Source organism: Actinoplanes sp. NPDC049265, from assembly GCF_043197135.1.
Lineage (GTDB): Bacteria > Actinomycetota > Actinomycetes > Mycobacteriales > Micromonosporaceae > Actinoplanes.
Genome location: NZ_JBICSP010000004.1, coordinates 213,679 through 234,242 on the forward strand (window position 1 = coordinate 213,679; position 20,564 = coordinate 234,242).

At 74.1% G+C, this 20,564-nt stretch carries 11 protein-coding genes; 3 read left to right on the plus strand and 8 right to left on the minus strand.

The genetic code is table 11. From position 1 onward, the window contains the following. Positions 1-120 precede the first annotated feature (120 nt). The 4 genes from ACGFIO_RS13115 to ACGFIO_RS13130 all read right to left on the minus strand — a co-directional run bounded on the left by ACGFIO_RS13115 (position 121) and on the right by ACGFIO_RS13130 (position 4,191). A complete protein-coding gene (locus ACGFIO_RS13115; RefSeq protein WP_392825910.1) occupies positions 121-1,413 on the minus strand; it encodes a hypothetical protein in 1,293 nt (430 codons plus the stop codon). 114 nt (positions 1,414-1,527) lie between these two features. Further along, positions 1,528-2,661: an LCP family protein gene (locus tag ACGFIO_RS13120; RefSeq protein WP_392825912.1), complete on the minus strand. Its 1,134-nt coding sequence runs from the start codon at positions 2,659-2,661 to the stop codon at positions 1,528-1,530. A gap of 156 nt (positions 2,662-2,817) precedes the next feature. Continuing rightward, positions 2,818-3,261, minus strand: a complete 444-nt coding sequence (locus tag ACGFIO_RS13125; RefSeq protein WP_392825914.1) for an SRPBCC family protein — start codon at positions 3,259-3,261, stop codon at positions 2,818-2,820. A gap of 60 nt (positions 3,262-3,321) precedes the next feature. Next, on the minus strand, positions 3,322-4,191 hold the full coding sequence (locus tag ACGFIO_RS13130) for a helix-turn-helix domain-containing protein (protein WP_392825916.1): 870 nt from the start codon (positions 4,189-4,191) through the stop codon (positions 3,322-3,324). A 62-nt stretch (positions 4,192-4,253) separates the two neighbouring features. Between ACGFIO_RS13130 and ACGFIO_RS13135 the strand changes: the two genes are divergently transcribed. The 3 genes from ACGFIO_RS13135 to ACGFIO_RS13145 all read left to right on the plus strand — a co-directional run bounded on the left by ACGFIO_RS13135 (position 4,254) and on the right by ACGFIO_RS13145 (position 7,334). Next, positions 4,254-5,186, plus strand: coding sequence for a nucleoside hydrolase (locus tag ACGFIO_RS13135; protein WP_392825918.1), 933 nt, complete (start codon positions 4,254-4,256; stop codon positions 5,184-5,186). A gap of 104 nt (positions 5,187-5,290) precedes the next feature. Continuing rightward, complete coding sequence (locus tag ACGFIO_RS13140) at positions 5,291-6,091, plus strand: DUF4142 domain-containing protein (RefSeq protein ID WP_392825920.1); 801 nt, start codon at positions 5,291-5,293, stop codon at positions 6,089-6,091. A gap of 22 nt (positions 6,092-6,113) precedes the next feature. After that, positions 6,114-7,334, plus strand: a complete 1,221-nt coding sequence (locus tag ACGFIO_RS13145; RefSeq protein ID WP_392825922.1) for a GNAT family N-acetyltransferase — start codon at positions 6,114-6,116, stop codon at positions 7,332-7,334. 68 nt (positions 7,335-7,402) lie between these two features. On the opposite strand, the gene ACGFIO_RS13150 is transcribed toward ACGFIO_RS13145, so the two are convergent. The 4 genes from ACGFIO_RS13150 to ACGFIO_RS13165 form a co-directional block, all read right to left on the minus strand. Then, complete coding sequence (locus tag ACGFIO_RS13150; protein ID WP_392825925.1) at positions 7,403-7,639, minus strand: helix-turn-helix domain-containing protein; 237 nt, start codon at positions 7,637-7,639, stop codon at positions 7,403-7,405. After that, positions 7,639-8,196, minus strand: a complete 558-nt coding sequence (locus tag ACGFIO_RS13155; protein WP_392825928.1) for a DUF2975 domain-containing protein — start codon at positions 8,194-8,196, stop codon at positions 7,639-7,641. The genes ACGFIO_RS13150 and ACGFIO_RS13155 overlap by 1 nt, the downstream gene beginning before the upstream one ends. Before the next feature lie 162 nt (positions 8,197-8,358). After that, positions 8,359-8,985, minus strand: a complete 627-nt coding sequence (locus ACGFIO_RS13160; protein ID WP_392825930.1) for a DUF3455 domain-containing protein — start codon at positions 8,983-8,985, stop codon at positions 8,359-8,361. Positions 8,986-9,275: 290 nt separating this feature from the next. Then, entirely contained in the window at positions 9,276-20,513 is an 11,238-nt protein-coding gene (locus ACGFIO_RS13165) for a fibronectin type III domain-containing protein (RefSeq protein ID WP_392825932.1), read from the minus strand. Positions 20,514-20,564 lie beyond the last annotated feature (51 nt).

Genomic DNA, 20,564 nt, shown 5'->3' on the forward strand with positions numbered 1-20,564 from the left:
AGCAACCGCCCTGGGAGCGACCCGGCTGCCCGGCGATCACGTGTTCGCCGACCCGGCCGGCCACCCGTTCTGCCTCATCCCGCGACCGGGCTGGGCGCCGCCGGTCGGCTGACCACCGGATCAGCGTCGGTCGCTGCTCCAGATGACCGCGCCGTCCCGGCGGGTGACGACCACGTCGCCGTCGTCGCGTACGGTCAGCCGGCTGCCGGGGTTGCCGTTGGTGTTGCTCGCCCACACGGCCTTGCCGGTCGCGTTGTACAGCACCAGGTTTCCGTCGGCCTGCATGATGCACGCGCCCACGCCGCCGGGGCGGACGCCCGTCGCCCAGAGCGGCTTGTCGTCGGTTGTCCGGTACAGCACCAGGTTGGTGTCGTCCTGGTAGGTGAGGCGGAACCGGCCGTTGACCGACAACAGGGTGCCGTTGCTGTTCAGGACCTGGTCCGGTCGCATGGTGCTGCCGCTCGCCGACGGCGCGGAGGACTGGTTGGGCCAGCGCCGGACCCGGCCGTTGACCTTGTATTCCAGGATGTACGCGTCGGGAAGGAACGGGATCCGGAACCCCTGGTCGGCGGTGTACTTGAGGTAGGCGTCCTCGTTCATCCACCTGGTCAGCCAGTAGCCGCGCTGCGGGCCGGCACGGAAGGCGACCTCCTTCGTCACCGGGTTGATCAGCGAGAACTCGAGCTCTGCCCCGAGATCGGGCGCGGGCCACCACAGCTGTGTGTCGCTCAGGCCGGCGATCGCGCCGGAGTAGAAGGAGTCCAGCGGCGCGGGTAGGAAGTCCAGCGACGCGGGCCGGGTCTTGCCGGGTACGCGCCGATAGATGCCGACCTCGGCGCCGATGCCGCCGGGGAAGACGGGGTTGCCGAGGAACTTCTGGCACCACCCGCGCCACAGCTGGATGACCACCGGCTCGCCGTCGATGACGTCCTCGACAACGGTCGTCGCGTAGCCCGGCCACTGCAACGCCGTAAAGCACGGCAGCCCCTGGCACAGCAGCTTCCACCGCTCGGAGGTCTCCACATAGGAGTATCCGCGGTCGTCCTCGGTCCGCAGCGTCGGCAGGTTGAAGTTCCGCACCGTGTTCGTCGCCCACCGGGCGGTGCCACCCGCGTCGTAGATCACCAGATTGCCGTCGTTCTGCAGGACGAGCCGGGCACCCGGATGCCCGGCGGTCCGGGATTCCCACAACGCGACCCCGTGCGCGGTCTCGGCGACCAGGTTGCCGTCGGACCGCAGCACCAACCGGGTCACCGCCTGCCCGAAGGTGTTGCTGGCCCACAGCACCTGAGCGGTCTGGACCCGGTAGAGCACCACGTTGCCGTCGCCCTGCACGACGAGTTCCAGGAAGCCCGCCGGGGCGACGAGCCGCTCACCCGCCGGTAACGCCTGCCCCGATGTCAGCCGATCCATGCCGTCCCCCGCCCACGCGCATTCCGTATTCCGTCGGAATACAAGGTGCACGCCGGTGCGGGGCGAGCGTTCCGCCCAGTCGTGTTCCCGACCGGCGCGGAATGCCGACTCCGATCAGTCCGACCCTTTCTTGGCCGCCGCGTTGGTGTTCAGGAATTCCGGGTTCAGGAGCAGGAATTCGTCGATCTTCTCGGTGCGGATGGCCTCGAACAGGTCGTCGGTGGCGGGTACCAGTTTTTCGCCCAGGTAGGTTCCGCTGACCGGGTAGCGGCCGCCCACCAGCTTGATGGTGGTGATGTTGTCGGGGCGCAGGCCCTTCATCGCCAAGGCGTAGTCGAGGACCGTCTTGCCGCGGCCGTTGAAGGTCAGCGACTTGCCCGCCGCGGTCAGCACCTTGTCCAGCTTGACCGGGTTGGTGATCACGTCGCTGCTGCCGGCCTTCTTGGCGATCGCCTTCATCACCTGCTGCTGGTGCCGCTGGCGGCCGTAGTCGGTGCCTTTGAGGCCGTAACGTTGCCGGGCGAAGTCCAGGGCCTCCCAGCCCTTGAAGTGATGGTTGCCGATCTCGTAGGTCTTCTTCGGGCCGGTGTACGGGTGTTCGTCGCCGCGGAACTGCGGATGGTACGGGCGCCCCTTGCCGTCCGGCGCCAGGTGCTCGGAGACCGTGCGCTCGTCGACGTAGAGGTCGATGCCGCCCATCGCGTCGACGACCCGCTTGAAGCCGTCGAAGTTGATGATCGCGCCGGCGTCGAACTTCTTGATCCCGGTCAGCTTCGACACCGTCTTGCTGAGCAGCTCGAAACCCTGCGCGGCGCTGGGCAGCGGCTTGCCCCGGACCTGCGAGCCGATCGACATCGCGCCGTTGATCTTGCCGCGCTGGGCGCCGGTGCCGGACTTGGCGAAGGCCGGGATCTCGACGTAGGTGTCGCGCGGGATCGAGAAGATGTACGCCGCGTCGAGCGTCGCCGGAATGTGCACGACCATGATGGAGTCGGCCAGCGGCGGCGTCTCGGGTTTACGCGGGTCGATGCCGACGAGCAGGAAGTTGAGCGGACCCTTGATGTCGCTCTTGGCTTCCTCCTCGGTGACCGCCTCGCCGAACAGGTCCTGAGTCTGCACCGCGCCGGCATAACGGGCGGCCAGGGCCTGACTGGCGACCGCGCCGCCACCGCCACCCACAGTCAGCAACGAGCCGAACACGATGAGGACAACCGCCCACACCGGCGTCTTCCGGACTTTCTTGCTCATCGCTGCGGCCCCCGTGTGATCAACAACTCGACCGGGGAGAGTACATGGTCGATGCCCCGGCCGGGGGCCGACGATAACCACCGGGCGCAAACGACCGTTCCGGGGCAACCTCGGCCGGCCCTCGGAAGTCCATGGTGGACCCTGCCCGGGCGACCGTCATCCCGGCCGGGGACCGGCCGCGTACGCCGCGAGTCCGTTGGCCATCCGCCGCATGAAGGCGGTCAGGAAGAGCCGCCAGAACCAGCCGGTGCCCCGGGTCAGCGGCGTGAAGGTGCCGGACCACGTGATCAGCGTGCCACCGGCGGCCGAGGGCGCGAGATCGACGACACCGCGGTAGTGGCGCCACGGCGGCGACTCGTTGACGTAGACGAAACGGCGGGCCGGCACCAGCTCGACGATCGGTTCGCGGCTGACCTGGCGTCCGGTGCGGAACAGCCGGACGGCGCCGACGCCCTGCGGCCCGTCCGGGTCGCCACCGCCGGCCGGCTTGAACTCGTCGATCGGCGACCACGACGGCCAGGTCGCGCCGTGGGTCAGGACGTCGAAGACCCGCTCGGGCGACGCGGCGGAGGCGGCGGTCACGGAATAGGAGTGGGTCACCCGGCCGACGTTAGGCAGATCAAGATCGTGAGCCCATGCGTACGCTTGCGCTCCGGCCGGTCAGGAATTGCGGTACGCCGACGGACGCACCCCGGTGTGCCGCCGGAACGCCGCCGAGAACGCCTCCGGGCCGGCGAACCCGCACCGCTCGGCCACCGCGGCCACGGTCAGCCCGGTCCCGTCGAGCAGCCGCCGCGCCTCCTCGATCCGCATCCGGGTCAGGTGCCGGTGCGGCGTCTCGCCGACCGCGTCCCGGAACACCCGGACGAAGTGGTAGACGCTCAGGTGCACCTCGCCGGCCAGCTCGGCCAGGGTCAGCGGCTCGGCCAGGCGTTCGCGCATTACCACGAGCGCCCGGCGGACCCGTGCGTCCTCGGCCGGCAGCCGGCGCTCGGCCGCGTTCCCGGCGACCAGATGCGCGGCGAGGAACGCGGCCGCCGACTCGGCGTAGAGGTCACCGGCCGGAGGGGCGCTGCCGAGCGTACGGATCATCTCGGCGACCAGCGGCCCGGCCGCCGCCGGCAGCACCTCCGGGTCGGCCGGGCGCACCTCCAGCTCGGCCGCCGCCCGCGCCAGCGTGACGCCGGGCAGATGCACCTGCACCGTCCGCAGCGACCGCGCGCCCCGGTACCGGTGCCGGGTCGCCCGGTGCGGCGGCATCGCCTCCAGGTGCCCCGGGGTCCAGCGCCGGCGCCGCCAGCCCCGCGCCATCGAGGTCTCCATCGTCGCCTCGCCCCCGGTGACCAGCACCAGGTGCAGGTCGGCGACCGCCGGGAGGATCAGCTCGTCGGCCGCGGGCGCGTGCGTGAAGTGCTGCACCAGCAGGGACCGCCAGCCCGCGTCGGTCCAGCTGCACCTGGTCCGGCGGACCACCGGCCCGGGATCGAAGCCGGCGTAGGGCGCCACGTCGAACAGATCCGAGTCGAACATCGGCCGCTCCCGAATGCGGGGAAGATGGGCCCGCTCACCCCGCCGGTGATTATCGTCGAGTGGTGACGGTGCCGGTGATCATCGACTGCGACCCCGGACATGACGACGCGCTGGCGCTGCTGCTGGCGGCCGGTGACCCACGGCTGCGGCTGCTCGGGGTGACGACCGTGGCCGGCAACCAGACCCTCGACAAGACCACCCGCAACGCGCAACGGATGCTCGCCCTGGCCGGGGCCTCGGCCGTGCCGGTGGCCGCGGGCTGCGACCGGCCGCTGGTCGGCGAGCTGGACGTCGCGGCCGACATCCACGGCGAGTCGGGGCTGGACGGGCCCGACCTGGACGTGCCGGTGGCGCCGGTGGCCGGCGAGCACGCGGTCGAGCTGATGCGGGGGCTGATCGCCGACTCCCCCGAGCCGGTCACGCTGATCCCGACCGGCCCGCTGACCAACGTGGCGATGCTGCTGCGGACGCATCCGGCGGCGCGGCGGAACCTGCGCCGGATCGTGCTCATGGGCGGCTCGACCGCGCGGGGCAACACCACACCGTACGGCGAGTTCAACATCGTCACCGACCCGGAGGCGGCCGACGTCGTGCTGCGCTCCGGGCTCCCGGTCACCATGGTCGGCCTCAACGTCACCCATCAGGCCCTGGCCACGCCCGAGGTCATCGCCGGGTTCCGCGCCATCGGCACCCGGCTCGGCGACGTCTGCGCCGATCTGATGGTGTTCTTCGCGGGCGCCTACCTGCGGACCTTCGGGATACCGCACCCGCCCGTCCACGATCCGATCGCGGTGGCCGCCGTGATCGACCCGTCGCTGGTCCGGACCGTCACCGCTCCGGTCGCGGTCGAGCTGGCCGGCGCGTACACCCGCGGGGCGACGGTGGTCGACCTGCACCACCGCACCGGCCGCCCGGCCGCCACCGAGGTCGCGGTCGGCCTCGACGTCGACCGATTCTGGCCCCTGCTGCGAGCCGCGGTCACCAACCTCGGGTGACGCTCGGCCGCGAGAATTTCTCGCAACGTTGATCTCTTCGATGCTGTGGTGCGTATCACCGGCCGGACAGGCGTGTCGGTGTGCCGCTGGCGGGAGGAGATCTTATGCGTCGCTGGGGTCGTCTGTGGGGGCCCGCGCTCGCGGCAGTGGCGTTGCTCCTGCTCGAGCCGGGGCGGGCGGCCGACGCCGCCGAGCCGGGCGTGCCGGTGCCGCCGGGCGAGTTGCAGGACGACACCAACCGGGGTGCGATCTCCGCGGCCGACCGCGACCTGGTCGTCAAGGTGCGGCTGGCGGGGCTGTGGGAGATCCCGGCGGGCGAGATGGCGGTCGAGAAGTCCAAGAACCCGCGCGTCCGCGAGATCGGCCGGGACATCGCCGACCAGCACCGGCGGCTGGACGCGTTCGCCCGCGACGCGGCCAAGAAGCTGAAGGTCAAGCTGCCCGACAAGCCCAACGCCGACCAGCAGGGGTGGCTGGCCGAGATGCGCGAGGCGCCCGAGGGCAAGGAGTTCGACCAGATCTACGTCGACCGGCTGCGGGCCGCGCACGGCAAGATCTTCCCGGCCATCGCGACGGTCCGCACGAGCACCCGCAACGACGTCGTACGCAAGCTCGCGCAGCAGGCCAACCAGTTCGTCATGACCCACCTGACGCTGCTGGAGAGCAGCGGGCTGGTCGACTACAAGGAGCTTCCGGCCGCACCGGATCCGTCGGCGGCGTCGAGTCCACCGGCGGCGCTGAACCCGGTGGCCCAGACCCGGCCGGACAAGCCCTGGGTGAGCCTGCCGGTGATCATCGGCGCGCTGGTCGTCCTGGTCGGGTTCGGTGTCTGGATGGTGCGGCGGGACCTGCGGAACCGGCGGCCGGCCTATCGCTCGCGACGCCCGTATCACTACGACCGCTGACCGGGCCGCCTTTAATGGCTACATGCCCGTAGTACATCTGCGCCCCGCCGAGCCCGCCGACACCGCCGCCGTCCTGGACGTCGTGCGGCGGGCGTTCGAGAAGTACGTCCCGCGGATCGGGCGGGAGCCGATGCCGATGGGCGTCGACTACGCCGTACCGATCGGGCGTGGGCACTGCCGGGTGGCCGAGATCGACGGCCGGATCGCCGGGGTGCTCGTCCTCGTCCCGGAGGACGGCTACCTGCACGTGGAGACGGTCGCGGTGGACCCGGGCGCGCAGGGCACGGGCGTCGGCCGGCGGTTGCTCGCGCTGGCCGACCAGGAGGCGGTTTCCGGTGGGTACGCCGAACTGCGGCTCTACACCAACGAGGCGATGACCGAGAACCTCGCCTGGTACGCCCGCCGCGGCTACCGCGAGACGCACCGCACCCAGGACGAGGGCTTCCGCCGCGTCTTCTTCACCCGCGATCCGGCCGCGCCCGCGGATCTGTCGGTGACCGTGGCCGACGGCGTGGCCCGGCTGGAGATGCGGCGTCCGCCGGCCAACCACGTCGACGAGGCGCTGCTGGCCCGGATCGCCGGCGCCGCCGCCGAACTCGACGACGACCCCGGCTGCCGGGTGATCGTCCTGGCCTCGGAGGGCAAGCACTTCTGTGCCGGCGCGGACCTCGGCACCGGCGACTTCGTCCGCGACCGGGCCGCCGCCGCGGAGGGTCTCTACCGCAGCGCGATACGGCTTTTCGAGGTACGCACCCCGATCGTCGCCGCGGTGCAGGGCAGCGCCGTCGGTGGCGGGCTGGGGCTGGCCTGTGCGGCTGACTTCCGGGTGGCCGAGCCGTCGACCCGGTTCGTGGCCAACTTCGTCCGGCTCGGCTTCCACCAGGGTTTCGGGCTGAGCGTCACGCTGCCCGCGATCGTGGGCCGGCAGGCGGCGGCCGACCTGTTGCTGACCGCCCGCCGAGTGGGCGGCGAGGAGGCCGTACGCCTCGGACTGGCCGACCGCCTGGCCGAACCCGGCACCCTGCGGGCGACCGCACACGCCCTGGCCGCACAGATCGCCGCGTCGGCCCCGCTGGCCGTCCGGTCGGTCCGGGCCACCCTGCGCGGCGATCTCGCGGCCCGGGTCCGCGCGGCCCTGGACCACGAACTGGCCGAGCAGAAGGTGCTCTGGGCGACCCGGGACAGCGCCGAGGGGATCGAGGCCAGCCTGCGGCGTCGTACCCCCGTCTTCACCGGCGAGTGACATCGCGCCGGGCGACCGGCACGCCCATCACCGCCCACTGACGTCGGGCCGGGCGACCGGCACGCCCGTCACCGCCGGGTGAGCCGCCCGGTGACCTCGAGCAGGTCGCCGGGCTGGCAGGCGAGCACGTCGCACAGGGCGGTGAGCGTGCTGAACCGGATGGCCTTGGCCCGGCCGTTCTTGAGGATGGACAGGTTGGCCAGGGTCAGGCCGACCCGGTCGGCCAGCTCGGTCAGGGTGAGGCCGCGCTCGGCGAGCAGCGCGTCCAGGTGTAGGACGACGCGGTGCTGTTCCTCCGGCGGCATCAGATGACCTCGTCGAGTTCGGCGCGCAGCTGCCGCCCGTACCCGATGATCTGAGCGAACGCGAACAGCACCAGCGCGAGCACCACCCACCACGCGCTGAAGGTGAAGTCGAGCAGGACCATCCGCTCGCCGGGCGGGACCACCGTGGACTCCAGCAGGAAGAGGCCGGCCGCCCGGACCACCTCGGACGCCCCGGCGGCGATCAGCACGATCACGCCCAGGCGGCGCAGTCCGGCCGCGACGGCCTCGGTGAACGGCTGCGCGTCGGCGATCCGGTCGAGCAGGCGTAGCGCGTACCAGATCATCGGCAGGGTGGCCAGGGCGAACGGCAGCGGGCCGGCGAGCAGGTCGAGCAGCGTCTGGCCGGTGGTGGGGTGCTCGACGGTCACGCTGACGGCCTGGATCCGCAGACCGGTCGACGGCTGGCCGACCGGCAGGGCCGACGGCGCAACCTCGAAGCGGCGGGTGCCCGGCCCGTCGAGCTGCAGCACGATGGCGGCGACGGCCAGGATGTCGCCCGCGGCCATGAGCCGGAGCAGTCCACGAATCAACCTCACGGCGCCTCCTTATCGATTCTCGATGTATTGATAATCGATAAGGAGCGCGTGCGTGTCAAGCGCTCAGAGCAAACGACGAGCCTGACCCACGTGCAGGACCGGACGTGTCCGCTACCGCGCGGCCGCCCCGCCGTCACTTCCGGCGAGGCGGCCCGCCCCCGATCAGCCCCAGAACACGTAGGTGGCCCGGTAGTCGCGGTCGTCGGTGTCGCCGTCGGTGCACTCGTCGGTCAGGTCCGGGGTGCCGCCCGACGTGTTGAGCCGCTGGATGTGCTTGACCTTGGCCATGATGCCGTCGGCCGGGCCGCTGTGGCTGGTCACCTCGAGCAGCAGCTGCGGGATCGAGCCGGTGACCGGCGAGTTGGCGATCGCCTTGGCCGTGACCAGCGAGTCATCCTCCTCGGACTGCCAGCTCGGGCCCTTGAAGTGGTGGATCTCCAGGCCGCGGGCACCGACCAGGTCGGCCTCGGGGACGGACGCCCCGCCGTACTGGCCGCCGGAGCACGTGTAGGTCTGCACCCCGTCCACCACACGGGCGCTGAAGAGCGGGCGCTCACCCAGGGCCGGGTCGGGGGTGAGGTTGGCGGGCGCGGAGGCGACCGGCGTCGGCGTCGGCCGCCCCGGAGCCGGGCGGCTCGGTGCCGGCCGCCCGGGGGTCGGCCGGCCGGCGACCGGACGCGGCGGCCGCGTCTGCTCGGCGGCGGAGGCCGTGTAGGTCACGGCGCCCATCGTGATCGTGACGGCCGCGATGCCGAGGCCGAGGATCGTCCGGCGCGTGGAGTTTGCCATGGAGTCTGAACTCCTCCTGTGTGGAGCGCGGCGTTGGGGGGTTGTGCCATCGGGGCGTAACCCGCGCTTCGTTGCCTGCCCGTACGGGCCGACGCCGGAGCCGGATCGAGGGAAGATCACGAATCCCCCGTTCACCCGAGGCGATCCCGTCCGTTCGGATGAGTTCAGATCACTGTGAGTGATAGTCATGGGAGCGCTCCGACTCCTGTCTAAATAAGCCATCACCATGGGAAGCAACGTCTTCTGAAGCGGCTCGCCGATCCTCGGACAGATACTGTCCGTGTTGAAGATCAGCGTCGGCGGATCAGCAGGAGGGTGCCGCCGGCGGCGATCAGGAGCAGACCGGCCAGGGCTACGAGCGCGACGTTCTGACCGGTCTTCGGCATCCAGCCGTCGCCCCCTCCACCCGCGGCCGGGCCCGGGGCGGGGGTGGTGGCCGGCGAGCCGGTCGAGGCGCTGGGCGACGGGCTCGTGGGCGCCGGCGTCGGCGCGGCGGCGGCCACCGTGAAGGCGAGGCTCTGAGCGAGCACGGCGCCGCGCGGATCGACGCCGGTGGCGATCAGCGTGTGCCGGCCGGCGGCGAGATCCGTGGGCAGGGTGACGGCCTGGGCGATGTGGCCGTCGATGTCGGCGACCGTACGGGCCAGGATGCGCGGCGTGGAGTAGACGACGATCGTCACGCTCGAGAACGCGGCATACCCGTCGCCCTCGACCACGAACCGGTCGCCCGGCTCGGCCCGGGTGATCGGGCCGCGGTCGGTGGTCAGGGTTGGCGTCGCGGCCGGCGGTGTGCCCGGGACCGTCGGCGCGGCGGCGGTCGCGGTGACCGACTCGGCCGAGGTCGTCGACCGGTCGCCGGCCACGGTCACCACATGGATCGTGTACGTCACGCCGGCCGTAGCCCCGAGCAGGCAGGACGTGGTGGCGGCGTCGGCCGTGCACGTCGCCGGGCCCGGATCGGCGACGACCCGGTAGCTAGTGACCGGCACCGGGCTGTCGGCCGGGGCGGTCCAGCCGACCACGATCGACGCCACTCCCCCGGTGGCGACCAGACCCGTCGCCGGGGCCGGGGTCAGGGCGGAGACCACGGCCTCGCTCGGCGTACCCGCGCCGAAGTCGTTGACCGCCCGCACCCGCACGACGTAGGTCGCCGTGTCCGACAGATCGGTCACCAGGCCACTTCCGTCGAGCGTGGCCCACGTCGCGCCGTCGTCGAACGACACCTCGTACCCGGTGACGGTCTCGTCCTCCGGCGGCGTGAACGTCACCGTGGCCGTGCTCCCGTCCCGTGCCACCCGCACGCCGGTCGGGGCGGCGGGCGTGCGCCCGACCGCGTAGTCGTCGCTGCCCGGGCCCGCGCCGGCGTCGTTGACCGCGCGTACCCGCACGGTGTAATCCGCCCCGGCCGTCAGCCCGGTCACCGTCCCGGTCAGCCGGTCGGTCCCGGTGACGGGCAGCGGCCGCCACGTCGCGCCGTCGTCCAGGGAGACCTGGTAGCCGGTGATCGCGGCGCCACCGGTGGACGCCGGAGCGGTGAAGGTGACGGTGGCGGCGGTGCCCCGGTAGACGACGACGATGCCGGTCGGCGCGGCCGGAACGGTCGCCGGCGTCACCGTCACGCCGGGAGTGGCCGGTCCGGGGCCGGAGGCGTTGACCGCCCGCACCGCGACGACGTAGGTGGTGCCGTTGGTCAGCCCGGCGACCACCCCGTCGGCGCGCAGGGCCGTCCAGGTCGCACCGCCGTCGACCGATACCTGGTAGCCGGTCGGGTCGCCGCCGGCCGGGGTGAACGTGACCGTCAGCGACCCGTCACCGCGGGCCACGGTCAGGCCGGACGGCGCGCCCGGCCGGCCCAGGACCGGGGTCACCGTCGCCGAGGTGCTGGCCGGGCCGGCGCCGACGTCGTTGACGGCCCGGACGCGTACGGCGTAGGTGCTGCCGTTGGTCAGCCCGGTGACCACCCCGTCGGCGGGCAGCGGAGCCCAGGTCGCGCCGTCGTCGAGGGACACGTCGTACCGCGTGACGGCCGACCCGCCGGTGGACGCCGGGGCGGTGAACGTGATGCCGGCCGACGCGTCACCGGCCGCGGCCCGTACGGCGGTCGGCGCGTCCGGCACCGTCGCCGGCGTCACCGGCCGGGCCGCGCTGGCCGGTCCCGGCCCATCCGCGCTCAGCGCCCGGACCCGCACGGCGTAGGTGACACCGTTGGTCAGCCCGGTGACCCGGCCGTCGGCGGGCAGCGCGGCCCAGGTGGCGCCGTCGTCGGTCGACACCTGGTAGCCGGTCACCGGACCACTCGCGGCGCTGTGGGCGACCACGATCGAGGCGTTGCCCCGGGTCACCGTCACGTCGCCGGGCACGCCGGGCCGGTCGGGTTGCCCGCCGGCCGGGGTCACGGTGACGCGGCTCGAGGCGCCGGCGCCGATGGCGTTGACCGCGCGGACCCGGATCGCGTAGGTGGTGCCGTTGGTCAGGCCGGTGACGATGCGGTTGGCGGGCAGGGCGGCCCAGGTCACGCCGTCGTCGGTCGACACCTGGTAGCCGGTGATCGGGCTGCCGTTGGCGTCCGGCGCGGTGAAGGTCAGGGTGGCCGATCCGTTGCCGGGGGCGGCGGCCAGGCCGGTGGGCGCGGCGGGCGGGCCGGCCGGGGTCACGGCCACGGGCACGCTGGCCGGCCCGGCGCCGACGTCGTTGCGGGCGCGCACCTTGATGGCGTACGCCGTCCCGTTGGTCAGCCCGGTGACCCGCCCGTCCCCGTCCAGCGCCGACCAGCTGGCCCCGCCGTCGGTGGACACCTCGTACCCGGTGATCGGGTCCCCGCCGTCGCCGGCCGGCGGCGTGAACGTGACAGTGGCACCGCGGTCGCCGCGCGCGGCCGTCACCGCGGTGGGCGCGCCCGGCGTCGTGGCCGGAGTGACAGCGACGGCGGCGGTCGCCGGGGAGGCGCCGGTGTCGTTGACCGCCCGGACCCGGACCCGGTAGGTGACCCCGTTGGTCAGGCCGCTGACCGTCCGGTCGGCGGCCAGGGCGGCCCAGGTCACGCCGTCGTCGGTCGACACCTGGTAGCCGGTGACCGGCCCGCCGCCCGGGTCGAACGAGACCGTGACCGACCCGTTGCCCCGGCTGACCCGCAGGCCGGTCGGCGGGCCGGGCAACCCGTCGACCGGGGTCCCGGTCGCGGAAGCACTGGCCGCCCCGGCCCCGGCCGCGTTCACCGCCCGCACCCGCACCGCGTACGTGGTCCCGTTGACCAGCCCGGTCACTACCCGGCCGGCGGGCAGGCCGGCCCAGGTGGCGCCGTTGTCCAGCGACACCTGGTAGCCGGTGATCGCCGCGCCGCCGTCCGCACCGGGCGCGGTGAAATCGAGACCGAGCGCGGCGTTGCCGGGCGTGACGACCAGGTTGGCCGGAGCACCCGGGACGGTTCGGGGCGTGCCCGCACCGGCGAGACTGGCCGGCCCGGCCCCGACCTGGTTCACCGCCCGCACCCGGACCGCGTACGTGGTGCCGTTGATCAGGCCGGTGACCACCCGGTCGGCCGCCAGCGAAGCCCAGCTCCCACCGTCGTCGGTGGACACCTGGTAGCCGGTGATCGGCGAGCCGCCGGTCGCGGCGGGCGCGGTGAAGGCGAGCGTCAGCCGGGTGTCGCCGGGCGTGACGGTGAGCCCGGTCGGCGCACCCGGCACGGCCAGCGGCGTCACGGTCGCCGGAGACGACGGCGGGCCGGTGCCGGCATCGGTGCGGGCCCGCACCCGGACCCTGTAGGTGGCGCCGTTGGTCAGGCCGGTGACGACACGGTCGGCCGGCAGAACGGCCCAGGTCGCACCGTCGTCGAGGGACACGTCGTACCCGGTGATCGGACTGCCGCCGGCGTCCGGGGCGGTGAAGCTGAGGGTGGCCGACCGGTCACCGGCCACCGCGGCCAGGTCGGTCGGCGCTCCGGGCACGGCGGCCGGCGTGACAGTGGCCCGCGCGCTGGCCGGTCCGGCGCCGACCCCGTTGACCGCCCGCACCCGCACCGCGTAGGTCGTGCCGTTGGCCAGGCCGGTGACCACCCGGTCGGCGGCCAGGGAAGCCCAGGTGGCACCGTCGTCGAGGGACACGTCGTACCCGGTGATCGGGCTGCCGCCGGCGTCCGGGGCGGTGAAGCTGAGTGCCGCCGAGCCGTCACCGGACACGGCCCGAAGCCCGGCCGGCCGGCCCGGGACGGCGGCCGGTGTCACTGTCGCGCTGCCCGAGGCGGGGCCGGCGCCGGTGGCGTTCAGGGCCCGTACCCGGACGGTGTAGGTGGTGCCGTTGGTCAGCCCGAGCACGTGGCGGTCGGCGGCGAGCGGGGCCCAGTTCCAGCCGTCGTCGGTGGACACCTCGAAGCCGGAGACCGGCCCCGGCGGCGGAGTGAAGGACAGCGTCGCGGAGGCGTCGCCACCGGTGGCGGTCAGGCCGGTCGGGGCGCCGGGCAGGCCGCTGACCGGGGTCGCCGACACGCTCTCGGAGGCGGGGCCCGGGCCGGCGGCGTTCACCGCGCGTACCCGCACGGTGTAGGTGGTGCCGTTGGTCAGACCGGGGATCACCCGGTCGGCCGCCAGGGGCGCCCAGGTCGCACCGTCGTCCAGCGACACCTGGTAGCCAGTCACCGGGGTGCCGCCGTCGGTGGCGGGTGCGGTGAAGATGAGGGTGGCGCGGGCGTCGCCGGCCGAGGCGTTGAGGCCGGTGGGAGGCCCGGGCGTGGTCACCGGCGTGACGGGGGCGGCATCGCTGGGCGCGCCGGGGCCGACGTCGGTGGTCGCGCGGACCCGGATCGGATACGAGGTCCCGTTGTCCAGCCCGGTGACCGTGGCGGTGAGGCTGCTCGTACCGGCGACGGTCAGCGGGGCCCAGCTCGTGCCGTCGTCGACCGACACCTCGTACCCGGCGATCGGGGTTCCGCCGTCGTCGGCGGGCCGGGTGAAGGTGAGGTGGGCGGCGGAGTCGGCCGGGGTGGCGCCCAGCCCGGCCGGGGCGGACGCGGCGCCGGCCGGCACGGCGGTGGCCTGGGCGCTGGCCGGCCCGGGCCCGGCGTTGTTCCGGGCACGGACCCGAAAGGTGTACGCCGTCCCGTTGGCCAGCGAAGTCACGGTGCCGCCGGCGGCCAGAGGGGCCCAGGTCGCCCCGTCGTCGGTGGTCACCTCGTAGCCGGTGACCGGGCCGGCCGGCGGCGTGAAGGCCAGCGTGACGCTCGCGTCGCCCCGGGTCGCGGTCAGCCCGGTCGGCGCGCCCGGCGTTCCCGGCGCCGGGGTGACAGTGGCACTGCCGGAGGCGGGACCGGCGCCGACGGAGTTCACGGCGCGTACCCGGACGGTGTAGGCGCGGCCGTTGGTCAGCCCGGTGACCGTCCGGTTGCCCGGCAGCGCGGTCCAGCCGGCGCCGTCGTCCAGCGACACCTCGTACCCGCTGATCGGGTCGCCGCCGTCGTCGCCGGGCCCACTGAAGGCCAGGTTGGCGCTGCGGTCCCCGGCGGTCGCGGTGAGCCCTCCCGGCGCACCGGGGACGGTGGCCGGGGTCTCGGTGGCCGGCCCGCTGGCCGGTCCGGGACCGGTGGCGTTGCGGGCCCGCACCCGGAACGTGTACGCCGTCCCGTTGGCCAGCCCGGTGACGATCCGGTCGGCGGCCAGCGCGGTCCAGGTGGCGCCGCCGTCGGTGGACACGTCGTAGCCGGTGACCGGGCCCGCCGGTGCCGTGAAGTCCAGGGTCACGGCGGCGTTGCCACGGGTCGCGGTCAGGCCGGTCGGGGCGCCGGGCAGGCCGTCCATCGGTGTCGCGGTGGCGTTGCCGGAGGCGGGACCCGGGCCGATCCCGTTGACCGCGCGGACACGCATCGTGTACGTGGTGCCGTTGGCCAGCCCGGTCACGGTCCGGTCGGCGGCCAGCGAGGCCCAGGTCGCACCGTCGTTCAGCGACACCTGGTAGCCGGTGATCTGGTCGCCGCCGTCGGCCGGGTCGGTGAACATCAGCACCGCCCGCGCGTCGCCGGCCGACGCGGCCAGGTTGCCCGGGGCGTCCGGCGTGGTGGCCGGGGTGACCAGGGCGCTGTCGCCGGCGGCGCCGGGCCCGGCGGCCGTCACCGCCCGCACCCGCACCGTGTAGGTGACGCCGTTGGTCAGCCCGGTCACGACCCGGTCGGCCGGCAGCGTGGCCCAGCTCGCGCCGTCGTCGGTGGACACCTGGTAGCCGGTGACCGGGCGGCCGCCGGTGTCGGCGGGCGCGGTGAAGGTCAGCGTGGCGCTGCGGTCGCCGCGGGTGACGCCGAGCCCGGTCGGTGCGTCCGCCGTGGTCGCCGGGGTCACGGGCACGCTCGCGGTCGCGGCACCGGGTCCGACGCCGTTGACCGCCCGGATCCGCACGGCGTACGTGGTGCCGTTGCTCAGCCCGGTGACGGCGCGGTTCGCCGGCAGGGCGGCCCAGGTCGCGCCGTCGTCGGTGGACACCTGGTAGCCGGTGATCGGGTCGCCGCCGTCGTCGCCGGGCGGCGTCCAGGACAGCGTCGCGCGGCCGTCACCGGCCGTGGCGACCAGCCCGGACGGCCCGTCCGGCACGGTCGCGGGCGTCACCGTGACGCCGGGCGTGGCCGGGCCGGCGCCGGCCGCGTTGACCGCCCGGACGGCCACGGTGTAGCCGGTGCCGTTGGTCAGGCCGGTGACCACCCCGTCGGCGGCGAGCGGGGCCCACGTCGTTCCCCCGTCGGTCGACACCTGGTAGCCGGTCGGGCCGCCCCCGCCGGGCGTGAACGTCACCGTGACCGACGCGTCCCCCCGGACGACGTGCAGGTCGGTGGGGGCGTCGGGCAGTCCGTCGTCGGGGGTGACGCTGGTGTTGTCGCCGGCCGGACCGGCGCCGACCCGGTTGAGCGCCCGCACCCGCACGGTGTAGGTGGTGCCGTTGGTCAGCCCGGTCACGGTCCGGTCGGCGGGCAGGGCGGCCCAGGTCGCGCCGTCGTCGACCGACACCTGGTAGCCGGTGACGGGCGCGCCGCCGTCGTCGCCGGGTGCGGTGAAGGCCAGCACGGCCTGGTTGTCGCCGGGAGTCGCGGTGAGACCGGTGGGTGCGCCGGGAACCCGGGCCGGGGTGGCCGGCACGGACGAACTGGCGGCGCCCGGGCCGGCGCCGTTGACCGCGCGTACCCGGAAGTCGTAGGTCGTGCCGTTGGTCAGGCCGGTGACCGTCCGGTCGGCGGGCAGCGCGGCCCAGCTCGCGCCGTCGTCGGTGGAGGCCTGGTACGAGGTGATCGGGTCGCCGCCGTTGTCGGCCGGCGCGGTGAAGGACAGCACCGCCTGGCCGTCGCCGGCGGCCACGCTCAGCCCGCTCGGTGCGGTCGGTGTGGTGGCCGGGGTGACGGTGACGCTCGGGCCGGCCGGGCCGGCGCCGGCCGAGTTGAGGGCCCGCACGCGCACGGTGTACGCGACCCCGTTGCTCAGCCCCGTGACGGTGCGGTCGGCGGCCAGCGTGGCCCAGTGCACGCCGTCGTCGACCGACACCTGGTAGCCGGTGACCGGCCCGACACCCTGGTTGACCGGCGGCGTGAAGGACAGCACGGCACTGCGGTCGCCGCGCGTGGCGGTCAGCCCGGTCGGCGCGTCGGGCGTGTCCGCCACCGGCGTGACGGTCGCCGCGGCGCTGGCCGAGCCGGCCCCGATCGCGTTGACCGCCCGCACCCGGATCCGGTAGGCGGTCCCGTTGGTCAGCCCGGTGACGACCCGGTTGGCCGGCATCGGCGCCCAGGTCATGCCGTCGTCGGCCGACACCTGGTAGCCGGTGACGGCCGCGCCGCCGTCCGAGGCGGGCGGGTTGTAGGCCACGGTGGCCTCGGTGTTGCCCGCGGCGGCGGCCACCGAAGTCGGCGCGCCGGGCACGGTCGCCGGGGTCACGGTCACGGCCGCGCTGGGTTGGCCGGCGCCGGCCAGGTTGGTGGCGCGGACCCGGATCGGGTACGCCACACCGTTGGTCAGCCCGGTGACGACCCGGTTGCCGGGCAGCGTGGCCCAGGTCGCACCGTCGTCGGTCGACACCTGGTAGCCGGTGATCGCATACCCGCCGTCGGCCGGGGTGGTGAACGTCAGCACCGCCTGCCCGTTGCCGCGGACCGCGTTGAGTCCGCCCGGGGCGTAGGGCGCGCCGCGCGGGGTGGCGCTCGCGGCGGCGCCGGCGGCACCGGCCCCGGCCGCGGTGACCGCCCGCAGCCGCACGGCGTAGGTGACACCGTTGGTCAGCCCGGTGACGGTCGCGGTGCGGGCCAGCAGCGCGGCCGTAGTGTCGATGGCGGCCCAGGTGGCACCGTCGTCGGTCGACACCTGGTAGCCGGTGATCGGGCCGCCGCCGGTGTTGGCGGGCGGCTGGAAGGCGAGATCGACAGTGGTGTTGCCGGGCGTCGCGATCAGCCCGGTCGGGGCGTCCGGGGGCAGCGCGGCCAGGCTCACGGCGGTGCCCGCGCTGGGTGCGCCGGCGCCGCCCAGGTTCACGGCCCGGACCCGGATCGCGTACGTGACGCCGTTGCTCAGCCCCGTGACGGTGCCGGTGTTGACGGTCCCGGAGGTGGTCACGGTCAGCCCGGCCCAGGTCGCGCCGTCGTCGGTGGACACCTGGTAACCGAAGAGCGGGTAACCGCCGTCGGCCGGCGTGGTGAAGGTGACGGTCGCCTGCCGGTCGCCGGGTGTGGCCGCGAGCCCGGCGGGCGCGTAGGGAGCGCCGCGCGGGATCGCACTGGCGGCGGTGGAGGCCGGCCCGGGCCCGGCGGTGTTCAGCGCGCGGACCCGCACGGCGTACGAGGTTCCGTTGGTCAGCCCGGCGACCGTGCCGCTCCGGGTGCCGAGGCCCGCCGTCGTGGTGAACGGCGACCAGGTCGCGCCGTCGTCGGCCGATACCTCGTACCCGGTGACCGCGCTCGGTCCGGAGGCGGCCGGCGGCGTGAACGTCACCGACAGGGATTCGTTGCCGGCGACCAGGATCGGGCCGCCCGGGGCGTCCGGCGGCAGCACCGGTGGGGTGACCGTGACGGCCGTGCTGGCCGCGCCGCCGCCGGCGAGATTGACCGCGCGCACCCGGATCTGGTAGCTCGTCCCGTTGCTGAGCCCGGTCACCGTGGCGCTGTTGGTGGTGCCCGCGGTGGCGACGGTCAGCGGCAGCCAGGTGCTGCCGTTGTCGGTGGAGGCCTGGTAGCTCAGGATCGGGTAGCCGCCGGTGCCGGGAGTGGTGAAGGTGAGTGCGGCCTGGCCGTTGCCGGCGGTCGCGGTCAAACCCGTTGGCGGGTACGGAGTCCCGACCGGTGTGGCGGTCACGCCGGCGCCCGCCGGTCCCGCCCCGACCGCGTTGACCGCCCGCAGCCGGATCGTGTATGTGGTCCCGTTGACCAGCCCGGTGACGGTCGCGGCCTTGGCCAGCAACGCGTCGGTGACCGTGATCGGCCCCCACGACGTGCCATTGTCGGTGGACACCTCGTAGCCGGTGATCGGTGAGCCGCCGGTGGACGCGGGCGGCTGGAAGTTCAGGGCGACGGTGGTGCTGCCGGCCACCGCGGTCAGCCCGGTCGGCGTATCCGGCACCAGCGCGTCCAACGCGACCGGCACGGCCGCGCTGGAGGCACCGGCCCCGGCCAGGTTCACCGCCCGGACCCGCAGTTGATAGGCGGAACCGTTGGCCAGCCCGGTGACCGTCGCGGTGTTGGTCGTACCCGAGGTGGTCACCGGCAGGACCGCCCAGTTGCCGCCGTCATCGGTGGACACCTGGTAGGCGAGGATCGGGTAGCCGCCGTCGCCGGGCGTGGTGAACGACAGGCTCAGCATGCCGTTGCCGGGCGTGGCGGTGAGCCCGGCCGGCGCGTTGGGTGAGCCGCGCGGGGTGGCGCTCACTCCGGCCGAGGCCGGTCCGGTGCCGATCGCGTTGCGCGCCCGCAAGATCACGGTGTATGCGGTCGCGTTGGTCAGCCCGCTCAGTGTGGCCGTCTGGGCCAGCAGTGTGCCGGTGACGGTCAGCGGCTGCCAGCTGGTGCCGTTGTCGATCGACGAGTCGTACCCGGTGAGCGCACTGCCGCCGTCGCTGACCGGTCCCTGGAAGGCCAGGTTGATCACCGTGTTCCCGGCGGTGGCGACGACGCCGGTGGGCGCACCGGGCGTCGTCGCCGGGGTCACCGTCGTGCTGCCGCCGGCCGCGCCGTTCCCGATGGCGTTCACCGCGCGCACCTGCACCGTGTAGGTGACGCCGTTGATCAGCCCGGTGACCGTACCGGTCTTCGTGCCGCCCCCGGTGGTGGCCAGCGACGACCAGGTCAGGCCGTTGGTGGTCACCTCGTAGCCGGTGACGGCGCTGCCGCCGTCGTTGGCCGGCGGGCTGAACGTCAGGGTGGCGCTGCCCGGACCGGGCGTGGCGGCCAGCCCGGTCGGCGCGCCCGGCACCGTCTGCGGCGCCAGACGGAGCAGGTAGTTGTTGTCGGCGTCGCCGAGCAGCAGCGTGCCGGCGGCCGGGGCGACCAGCGCGGTCGAGTTGCCCAGCGGCGAGCCGGTGGCCAGGCCCGGGTTGGGCGTACCGGTGGATCCGTTGCCCGCGACCAGCGTGGGCGTGCCGCCCAGGCCGCTGAACGACAGCACCTCGTGGCTGAGGCCCTCGTAGACGAAGAGCGTGTCGGTGCTGTCGACCGCCATCGCGTTCGGGGACGGCACCGGCGACGTGGCGCTGCCCGGCACCGGGGGGTTGAGCGTGCCGTTACCCGCGAACGGGGAGACGATCAGGGTTCCCAGGACCACCTTGTAGACGCGGCGGTTGCCGGCGTCGCCGATGTACACGTTGCCGAACGAGTCGACGGCCAGGCTGACCGGCTGGTTGACCGGGGCCAGCGAGATCAGTCCGGTGCCGGTGTTGCCGGGCGTGCCGGTGCCGCCCCACCGGGTCAGCGCGCCGGCCGCGGTGATCTTCAGGATGTACGAGCGGCTGATGTACCCGACGTAGAGATTGTCGGAGCCGTCGACGGCCATGCTGTCCGCCTGCACCGCCGACGAGGTGGCGGCGCCGTTGACCGGCGCGACGGTGGTGCCGTTGCCGGCGAACACCGACAGCGTCCCGCCCGGCGTCACCTTGAAGATCTTCGCGGCGCCGTTGTCGCCGATGAACAGATTGCCGCCGCTGTCCACGGCCAGCGACTTGACCGTGCTGGAGAGCGGTGACGCGAGCGCGCTGCCGGCCACACCGGCCCCACAGGTCCCGTTGCCGGCCACCACCGACAGGGTCCCGGCCGTCGTCACCTTGACCACTCGGCAGCCCGTGGTGACGAACGCCCACACGGTGCCGCTCGCGTCCCTGGTCATCGCGGCCGGGTGGGCGATCGGGCTCGCGCCGACCGGCCCGGCCACCGGGGCGCCGGCCGATCCGGTGCCGCCGTACACCGACAGCGCGTATCCACCGGCGGCCGCGGCCGATCCCGGCAGTCCCACCACGCACGTCAGGCTCAGCAGGATCAGCACGGCGACCGCCGCGAAGAACCGGCGCCGAGTACGTCGTGCGGACATGCGGCGCACCTCGCGGCGAAAGCTCGGACGGATTTCTTCCCGAGCCTAAGC

Coding starts and splice junctions, on each gene's coding strand:
- ACGFIO_RS13115 (WP_392825910.1), bottom strand. CDS start 1,413: ATGGATCGGCTGACATCGGGGCAGGCGTTACCGGCGGGTGAGCGGCTC.
- ACGFIO_RS13120 (WP_392825912.1), bottom strand. CDS start 2,661: ATGAGCAAGAAAGTCCGGAAGACGCCGGTGTGGGCGGTTGTCCTCATC.
- ACGFIO_RS13130 (WP_392825916.1), bottom strand. CDS start 4,191: ATGTTCGACTCGGATCTGTTCGACGTGGCGCCCTACGCCGGCTTCGAT.
- ACGFIO_RS13140 (WP_392825920.1), top strand. CDS start 5,291: ATGCGTCGCTGGGGTCGTCTGTGGGGGCCCGCGCTCGCGGCAGTGGCG.
- ACGFIO_RS13145 (WP_392825922.1), top strand. CDS start 6,114: ATGCCCGTAGTACATCTGCGCCCCGCCGAGCCCGCCGACACCGCCGCC.
- ACGFIO_RS13150 (WP_392825925.1), bottom strand. CDS start 7,639: ATGCCGCCGGAGGAACAGCACCGCGTCGTCCTACACCTGGACGCGCTG.
- ACGFIO_RS13160 (WP_392825930.1), bottom strand. CDS start 8,985: ATGGCAAACTCCACGCGCCGGACGATCCTCGGCCTCGGCATCGCGGCC.
- ACGFIO_RS13165 (WP_392825932.1), bottom strand. CDS start 20,513: ATGTCCGCACGACGTACTCGGCGCCGGTTCTTCGCGGCGGTCGCCGTG.